Origin of the sequence: Bradyrhizobium sp. (assembly GCF_049586575.1) — a bacterium.
Lineage (GTDB): Bacteria > Pseudomonadota > Alphaproteobacteria > Rhizobiales > Xanthobacteraceae > Bradyrhizobium.
Window position 1 is genome coordinate 1 of record NZ_JBAVCF010000356.1, and the last position, 7,539, is coordinate 7,539.

Sequence of the window (7,539 nt, forward strand, 5' to 3'; positions counted from 1 at the left end):
GGATTTGACATTCGCTACCCACCTGGCCGCGAGTTCGTCAAGCGAATGTCAAATCCAAAAACTCCACTAGAAACTTATATTTGCTAGTGGTCCTTTTGATTCTAACATTCGCAAAAGTGGCCACTGAGACGGGATGCGAATGTTAGAATCGGACCACCAGAGTCTTGATCCGCGACGCTAACGGGCGATGACGGCATCCTCGAGCGTCTCGGCCACCTGCTCATGGACGAATTCGAGCGCAAAGCCTTCCTCGAGATTGCGCACCACCCGCGACTGGACCTTGCCGAGCATCACGAGCGATTTCAGCGGCGGGCGGTTTTCGGCCGCAATCGCCGCGCCCGAACGCGACATGTCGATGATGCGGCAGGTCATCTTGGTGCCGTCTTCGAGCGTGAGCAACGAAATCGGATTGCGCGGAATGATACGATCGTGACGACGATCCTCGGGCAAATTGAGGATGTCGCGGTTGGCAAGCCAGGTCAGTTGCGCGGCCAATTTGTCGCGCTTGCGCGCGGTCGCGCCAACCGTCATCGCAAACCCGTTGTCGATGATGCGCGTGATCCGGCCTTCGACCCGCCCGATATGGTCGAGATAGGCGATCACCCGGTCGCCGACGTTGCCGATGCCGGGCGCGAGCAGCGCCAGTCCACCCGGTGACATATTGATGATCTGGCAAGGAAATTCGCGCCGATCCGGCAGCATGTAGCGCCCCAGCAGGTGAACCTTGACCCGCTGGAAGCGCCGCCGCTCTTCGGCGGACGGAAGAACAGATTTCTTGTTTGCTAACGCCATCTTCGCCGCCAGAACACCGGCTTTCGGTGCCCTTCGACCCTACGGCCGGCAGGGTTAACGAGCCGTTATCGACAGCGGGTATTCACGTTGCGGCCGGAGCGACCCTCGAAATCCGGTGAAATCCCAATAACAGCACCGGGCATGCCAGCAGTAATGCGGCGCCGAAATCCAGCGTTATCGCCGCACTCCCGGTCCATTTCGCAAGCGCGCCGCCGACAGCGGGCCCCAGCATCATCGTGCCATAATAAAGGGTGTAGAAAATGCCCATCCCGATCGCGCGCGTCTCGCGCCGCAGCACTCGTGCAGGCAGGCTCATCATCGGCCCCGCCGGCAGGCCAAAGACCATGCCAAGTGCGACGATGATGGGGATCACCGCGTTGCTGCGGGGCAGGGCAACCATCAACATCGCGGACACGACGCAGCCGATCGTCAGCAGAAGAGCGGGCCGACCGCTGCGATCGGCGAGAAAGCCGCCAAGAGGCACCGAGGCTACCCCAAGCCACAGCGCAGAGCTGATGACCGAGCCCGCGGCCGTTATCGACCAGCCGTGCTCGACCAGCATGGTAGGCCCAAAGCTGAAGATCATGGCGAAGCCGATATTGAAGAGTCCCCAGATCAACCCCGCTGTCACCACCGCGGTCGCCGCCCGGCGATCAAGCCGCGCGGAAGGCATTGCGGCGGTGGATGCGGCTTGCGCCGGGGGTTGATAGGTCAGCGCAAATAGGCCGAGCGCCGCGCCGATCACGGCCGCGACTGCGAGATAGACCGCTTCGATGCCGTGGTCGGTTCCGATCACGGGAAGCGCCAGCAGCGAAAGCGCGATACCGGCCGGCCATGAATTGACGAAGATCGCCATCGCGGTCGCGATTTCCTTGCCGGCAAACCAGTCGGCCACGATCTTCGTCATCTGCACGTTGAGCATGACGCCGCCGGCGCCGCCGATGAGCCTGCCGGCGATTTGTACCGACCAGGAATGCGAGAGCGCCATCCCAAGGCCGCCGACCAACATCAGCAGCAAGGCCGCAAGCACCGTTCGTTTGTCGCCGAACATCCTTCCGATCGCGCCGCCCGGCAACGCGAGTGCCACGCCAGGCGCAAAATAGAGCCCGATCAGTGTTCCGACATCGGCAAGCCCGACGCCGAACGCGGGGCCAAGCAGCGGGGCGACCGCCGCGACGCTCTGGAATTGAAATGCCATGGTGAGGCGAACCGTGAACAGCACGGTGAGGACGGCCCAACGGTTCTGCAACGCCTCATTCCCCAATCTGAATTTCGGCACAGCCTGAAGCTGTGCGACGCGCCTGTCAATTGTGCCGGAAATTCGAACCGTTGGAGCCGGACGTTGGCATCTCCGCCTGGTTCACGTACGTTTCCGGGCAACAATGCCGTCAAACGCCAGTGTCCCCGTTTGAGGCATCTGCAGCACACGCGGCAAATTCCAAAACTCCACTAGAAACTTATATTTGCTAGTGGTCCTTTTGATTCTAACATTCGCAAAAGTGGCCACTGAGACGGGATGCGAACCGTTAGAATCGGACCACTAGATCAATAATTTGGTTGGTGTCCTTTCGATTCCGAAGTTGGCAAACGCGGCCCCGCAAAATCATGCGGACTTCGGAATCAGGACCCTAGAGGGCCGGGAGAAACAACCGATGGCGCAGATCCGCGTTTGCACCTATGACGGCCCCGGCGCGCAGCCGGTCATCCGCACCGTGCCGTGGCCGAAAATCGGAAAGAAGGCGGCGCTGATCAAGGTCGGGGCGTGCGGCGTTTGCGGCACCGACCTGCATATCCTCAAAGGCCATTGGCCAAAACCATTGCCTTGGCCGTTCACGCTCGGCCACGAGATCGGCGGCGTGCTCGTCGAGGTCGGTTCCGAATTCGCTGAAGATTTCATGAGCAAGCCGCTGAAAGCGGGATCGAAAGTCATGATCCCGCCGCTGATGCCGTGCGGCCGTTGCTACTACTGCATTCACTATCCCCAGAGCGCCAATAAATGCCTGACGCCGGTCTATTACGGCCGTTATCTCGGCTTTGAGAAGGCCCCGCATCTGTGGGGCGGCTGGGCCGAATATGTCTATGTCGATCTTGAGATGCTGCCGGGCACCAAGATCTACAAATTGCCAGACGACATGTCGTTGCGGCTAGGCGCATTGTCGGAGCCGCTCACGTCCTGCATCCGCGCCTTCAATCGCGCCAGCCGCGCCGGCGGTTTCACCTGGGGCGATACGGTCGTCATCCAGGGCTCGGGCCCGATCGGAATTCTCGCGGTTGCCGCTGCGTGCGAGATGGGGGCAGGGCGGGTGATCTGTGTCGGTGCGCCGGAAGAGCCGCGACTTGCGCTGGCGCGGAAGTTCGGCGCGGAGGCGACCGTCGATATTGAGGCGGTCAAGACGCCGGCAGAGCGCATCAAGCGGGTGCGGGATATCGTCGGCGGCTTTGGCGCCGACCTCGTCATGGATTGTTCGGGTCATCCGAGTGCCGGCCCCGAAGGCATCGAAATGCTGCGTGACGGCGGTACCTATGTCGAGATGGGACAGTTCACCGACGCCGGTTCGATCGAAACCTCGTGGCACCGCATCTGCACCAAGGACCTCAACGTGCTGGGATCCTGGGGATTCACCGGCAACGACCTGCCGCTCGGGGTCGACATGCTCTACCGTACCCGCGGCAAATATCCGTGGCTCGACATGCAGACGATTTATCCGTTTACCGAAGAAGGGATCGGCCGGGCGGTCGCCGACGCCATGGCGATGAAAACCGTCAAATCCACCATCGTGCCGTGGCCGGAGCTGGTGGAGTAGGGTGGGGGCCATCGAACCCGGCCAGCCTCCTGGTGGAGTGGATTTGACATTCGCTACCCCGTAGCCGCGCATTCGCAAAGCGAATGTCAAATCCAAAGCTCCACTAGAAGCCGATATTTACTAGTGGTCCTTTGATTCTAACATTTGCAAAAAGTGCCAGCCAGAGTGGGATGCAAATGTTAGAATCGGACCACTAGATTGACGCCAACAGGCCGGTAGGTATCAATGCGGGAGGGAAGCTGGACCAAAGCTTGATTTATCGCCTGTAACTTGCGTCATCGCCTGACAAATCGGATGGGGCATCATGGCTGAGCAGGATAAGGTATCCGTCGAGCGCGATCTCAGGCTCGACCTGTTCCGTGGCGTCGGACTATGGATGATCTTTCTCGATCACATCCCGCACGACGTCGTTTCCTGGCTGACGCTGCGCAACTACGGCTTCAGCGATGCGGCCGAGTTTTTCGTTTTCATTTCCGGTTATCTGGCTGGCTTCATCTACGGCCCGATCATCAAGGCCGGTCATTTCCTGGCGGCGCTGAAGCGGTTGTGGAAACGGGCGATGGAGATGTACGTCGCCCACATCATGCTGTTTCTGGTCTTCACCGCGCAGATCGCCCGCACGGTGCGGAAATTCGACAATCCGCTGTATGAAGACGAATTCAACGTCCACAATTTTCTGCTGCATCCGGACGTGCTGATCGGGCAGGCGCTTACGCTGCGCTACAAGCCGGTCAATCTCGACGTCTTGCCGCTCTACATCACCCTGATCGCGACCGCGCCGTTCATGCTGTGGGCGATGGTGCGCCGGCCCAATCTGACGCTGCTGGGTTCGATCGTGCTTTATATTTTCGCGCGCAAGTTCGACTGGAATCTCGCATCCTACCCGCCCGGCACCAGCTGGTATTTCAATCCCTTCGCCTGGCAGCTGATGTTCATCTTCGCCGCCTGGTGCGGCACCGGCGGCGCGAGCAGGATTTGGCCGATCATTCAATCGCGCCTCGGGCTGGCCGTGGCTTTACTATGGATCTTGTTCGGTTTCCTGGTCGTGGTGAGCTGGCATTTCGCGATCCTCGGATGGTGGGTGCCGGCCTGGCTGAACAAGATGATGTATCCGATCGACAAGACCGATCTCGATATGTTGCGCTTCACTCACTTTCTCGCGCTGGCGTTTGTCGTAGCGCGCTTCGTGCCGCACAACTGGCCCGCGCTCACCTCGAAATGGCTGCGTCCGATGGTCATGTGCGGCCAGCACTCGCTGCCGATCTTCTGCTTCGGGGTGTTCCTGTCCTTTGCGGCGCACTGGGTGCTGATGCAGTATACGAGAGGCGTGTGGGAGCAGCTGGTGATCAGCGCCGCCGGAATCCTCGTCATGATCGGGATTGCGTGGGTGTTGGATCGCGCCGACAAGGTCCCCGACCTGTTTGTCGATGCCGCGGAGATCGAGGGCAAGGCTGCACTCGAACCGGGCAAGGCCTGACGGCTTGCTTAACGCAGGCCTTCGTAGACCATGAGCCCGCGCGCGAGCTTCAACTTGCGCAGGGCGCGGGGAACGAGGCGTTCGGGCGGGCGGTGGCCGAGATATCGCCATGAGGTCAGCTTGAAATCCCGCAAAGAGCTGTGACCGCTCTCGAACGGCGCGAGCAATCCGGTCAGGCTGAGCGGCACGTGGGCGCGGTGATTGAAGGGGAGCAGCAGCAATTCCAGATGCGCCAAGCCCTCGTCGGAGGTTGCGGTGATGCCGGCGACGACAGCCAGCAGGTCTTCCGTCACCGCCGTGATGATGTCCTCGATGTTGCGCCGGCCTTCGGCTTCGAACAATTGAGGAAAGCTTTCACCCTTCAGATCGCGGCCGAGCAGGGCGGACAGTCGCGTGCCGGCCACGCGAAACGGGAAACGGTTAGCCTCGTCGCAGGCCAGCACGAAGATATCGCCCAATAGTTCCCGAACCGCATCGGGTTCGATGGCGCTGCGGTCGGGTGCACGGGCATCGGCCCGCTTTTCGTCCCAATAAGCGAAGAATTCCTGAGTTGATGGATGCTTCATGTCGTGACTATCGCCCCCGCGCCCACCGCAAATGGCACATCTCTGTCCCGTTTCTGCGCACGCGCATTGCTATGTTCCGTTGTGCAGAAACAGCCTTGCAGCGTCCATGCCGAAGCGGGCTCGGGGGCGGGGTTTGCGCCATTAACGTTAAATTAACGATGGACTTGGCGAGGGCGGCCAACCTGCTAGGGTCTGATCCATCAGATTACCTCGCCGCGTTTCTCCAGGCCCGGCAAGGCACATGCGGCGTCGAACAGATTGGTCATCTAGGCGGGGAGGGGTGGGGATACCCCGGCGTCCCGCGCTAGCCAAGGCCAACGTCCAAAGAGGGAGGGCTTTCTCAGAGCCCTCCCTTTTTCGTTTTGAAAAGTGTTCTTGGAGCGGCTACCCGTCTTAGTCCCGTAAAGGGATAAGGCGTAGGAAGGCCGTAAAGCGGCCCGCTCCGGGCCGGGTAGCGGCGGGCGGACCGGCCCCAATGCATTACGTCGTTAGGGCAGCAGCGCTGGCTTGATCGACGTCAGCGCCAGTCACAGATGCCGTGGTATCGGGGATCGTTGTCCCGACACATTGGACGCCCCATTTTTAGGACGGCACCCACGGCAAGGCCGCTTTGGCTATGGCCATACCTCCATGCAAGCGCAACGCAACGGTGAGAGCCGTCGAGGGGAACCTTGGCGGCTTTTGCGTGTGCTGCACCTAGCGGCGAACTCTTTTATTTTTGGCCGTGCGCTTCGACGCGGGTCGCGTTCGCGTATTGCGCTTCGGCTCGGGCCGCGTTTTGCGCTTCGGCTCGGATTGCTCGTTGCGGACCGACTGAGGTTGTGTATTGCGGACCGCCTCGGCCAGCATCGCATGCAGCTCAGCCTTAGTGCTCTTTTGCGGTCTCGTGTAACTGTCTTTTGCCATTCGGTCCTTGCCGTTGTTCGTCGTCGGACTTCGCCGCTTCCCTAGCCAAACGCTCCGCCTTCAACCGTTCGAAATTTTTTCGGAAGGCTTCCTGCACCGTTTCGTATTCCGTCGCGACCGGCTTAGGGCCGCGCTGAAAAGTCCGCCCTGCGTCTTGTTGCGCGGAGTCCTTTTTGCCTCTCATGGATCACCTCCAACAGTTAGTGACCGGCGAAATGACGATAGCGCAGCGAAGGTGCGCCGCAAGGAAACCTACAAGTTAAGCTTGCTCATTAGGTTTAACGCCGGGGAACCGGCTCCCGACAAGACCGAAGAACCGGGTCGTGGTCCCACACGCTGCCGAGTAGCAACAAATTGTGCCTTGGGCCGTTCGACCACACGACCATAGAGGGCGGCTCGCAAGGGTCGCCCTTTTCGTTGAGCAATCATCGTTAGGGCAGCAGTGCTGGCTTGAAGAGCATCGCAGTCAGTCACATGTCACAAGGATCGGGGATCGTTGGCCCGAGACTGGCAACGCACCCAACGGCCTCATAGAAGGTCGCCTGCGTCCAAATAAGAGCGAGCACGGGCTGCGTTCGACAACCGCTCGACACAGTACCTCTACGCAAACGCAACGGCACGAGCCGTCGAGGGAGACCTTGGCGGCTTTTGCGTGTGGTCCGATATGCTGCATAAGAAAAACGACCCCGGCGCGGGCGGCGTGCCGAGGTTCGCTCGTGTCAGAACTACAGGCTGGGGGGCTAGGGGGACTGGCTTGGCCAGCCGAACGTTCTTGCACTCAGAAATGAGTCAGGCGGCCTTTTCGCCGCGATCTTTCTTGGCCCGTTGCAGGCGCTTATTCTCGGCCTGCGTATTGCGGACGGCCTCGGCCAGCATCTCGTAAAGCTCAGCCTTGGTCTTTGACGGCTCGCGTGTCGATTTCCATTGGGTCATAAACGATATGTGGGGATGCGGGAGGCGAAATTAAACCTCCGCGCTTGATGTCCACCCACGG

At 60.4% G+C, this 7,539-nt stretch carries 7 protein-coding genes; 2 read left to right on the plus strand and 5 right to left on the minus strand.

The window, feature by feature from the left end; translation table 11 throughout:
- Positions 1 to 177: 177 nt before the first annotated feature.
- Both WB528_RS13915 and WB528_RS13920 read right to left on the minus strand, forming a co-directional pair.
- Complete coding sequence (locus WB528_RS13915; RefSeq protein ID WP_423888994.1) at positions 178 to 792, minus strand: PilZ domain-containing protein; 615 nt, start codon at positions 790 to 792, stop codon at positions 178 to 180.
- An 82-nt stretch (positions 793 to 874) separates the two neighbouring features.
- Positions 875 to 2,041 carry a CynX/NimT family MFS transporter gene (locus WB528_RS13920; protein ID WP_423888995.1) on the minus strand — a complete coding sequence of 389 codons (1,167 nt, stop codon included), beginning with the start codon at positions 2,039 to 2,041 and terminating at the stop codon, positions 875 to 877.
- A 403-nt stretch (positions 2,042 to 2,444) separates the two neighbouring features.
- Between WB528_RS13920 and WB528_RS13925 the strand changes: the two genes are divergently transcribed.
- Together WB528_RS13925 and WB528_RS13930 are read left to right on the plus strand one after the other, a co-directional pair.
- Positions 2,445 to 3,596 carry a zinc-binding dehydrogenase gene (locus tag WB528_RS13925; RefSeq protein ID WP_423888996.1) on the plus strand — a complete coding sequence of 384 codons (1,152 nt, stop codon included), beginning with the start codon at positions 2,445 to 2,447 and terminating at the stop codon, positions 3,594 to 3,596.
- 304 nt (positions 3,597 to 3,900) lie between these two features.
- Positions 3,901 to 5,073: an OpgC domain-containing protein gene (locus WB528_RS13930; RefSeq protein WP_423888997.1), complete on the plus strand. Its 1,173-nt coding sequence runs from the start codon at positions 3,901 to 3,903 to the stop codon at positions 5,071 to 5,073.
- Positions 5,074 to 5,081: 8 nt separating this feature from the next.
- Here the strand turns inward: WB528_RS13930 and WB528_RS13935 are convergent, their stop codons facing one another.
- From WB528_RS13935 to WB528_RS13945, 3 genes are all read right to left on the minus strand, one after another.
- Complete coding sequence (locus WB528_RS13935) at positions 5,082 to 5,639, minus strand: PAS domain-containing protein (protein WP_423888998.1); 558 nt, start codon at positions 5,637 to 5,639, stop codon at positions 5,082 to 5,084.
- A gap of 865 nt (positions 5,640 to 6,504) precedes the next feature.
- On the minus strand, positions 6,505 to 6,729 hold the full coding sequence (locus WB528_RS13940) for a hypothetical protein (RefSeq protein ID WP_423888999.1): 225 nt from the start codon (positions 6,727 to 6,729) through the stop codon (positions 6,505 to 6,507).
- Positions 6,730 to 7,334: 605 nt separating this feature from the next.
- Positions 7,335 to 7,478, minus strand: coding sequence for a hypothetical protein (locus tag WB528_RS13945; RefSeq protein ID WP_423889000.1), 144 nt, complete (start codon positions 7,476 to 7,478; stop codon positions 7,335 to 7,337).
- Between the last annotated feature and the right edge of the window lie 61 nt (positions 7,479 to 7,539).

What these genes read in the sequence shown, in the direction of transcription:
- WB528_RS13915 (WP_423888994.1), bottom strand. Translation starts at nt 792, where the DNA reads ATGGCGTTAGCAAACAAGAAATCTGTTCTTCCGTCCGCCGAAGAGCGG.
- WB528_RS13945 (WP_423889000.1), bottom strand. Translation starts at nt 7,478, where the DNA reads ATGACCCAATGGAAATCGACACGCGAGCCGTCAAAGACCAAGGCTGAG.
- WB528_RS13935 (WP_423888998.1), bottom strand. Translation starts at nt 5,639, where the DNA reads ATGAAGCATCCATCAACTCAGGAATTCTTCGCTTATTGGGACGAAAAG.
- WB528_RS13930 (WP_423888997.1), top strand. Translation starts at nt 3,901, where the DNA reads ATGGCTGAGCAGGATAAGGTATCCGTCGAGCGCGATCTCAGGCTCGAC.
- WB528_RS13925 (WP_423888996.1), top strand. Translation starts at nt 2,445, where the DNA reads ATGGCGCAGATCCGCGTTTGCACCTATGACGGCCCCGGCGCGCAGCCG.
- WB528_RS13940 (WP_423888999.1), bottom strand. Translation starts at nt 6,729, where the DNA reads ATGAGAGGCAAAAAGGACTCCGCGCAACAAGACGCAGGGCGGACTTTT.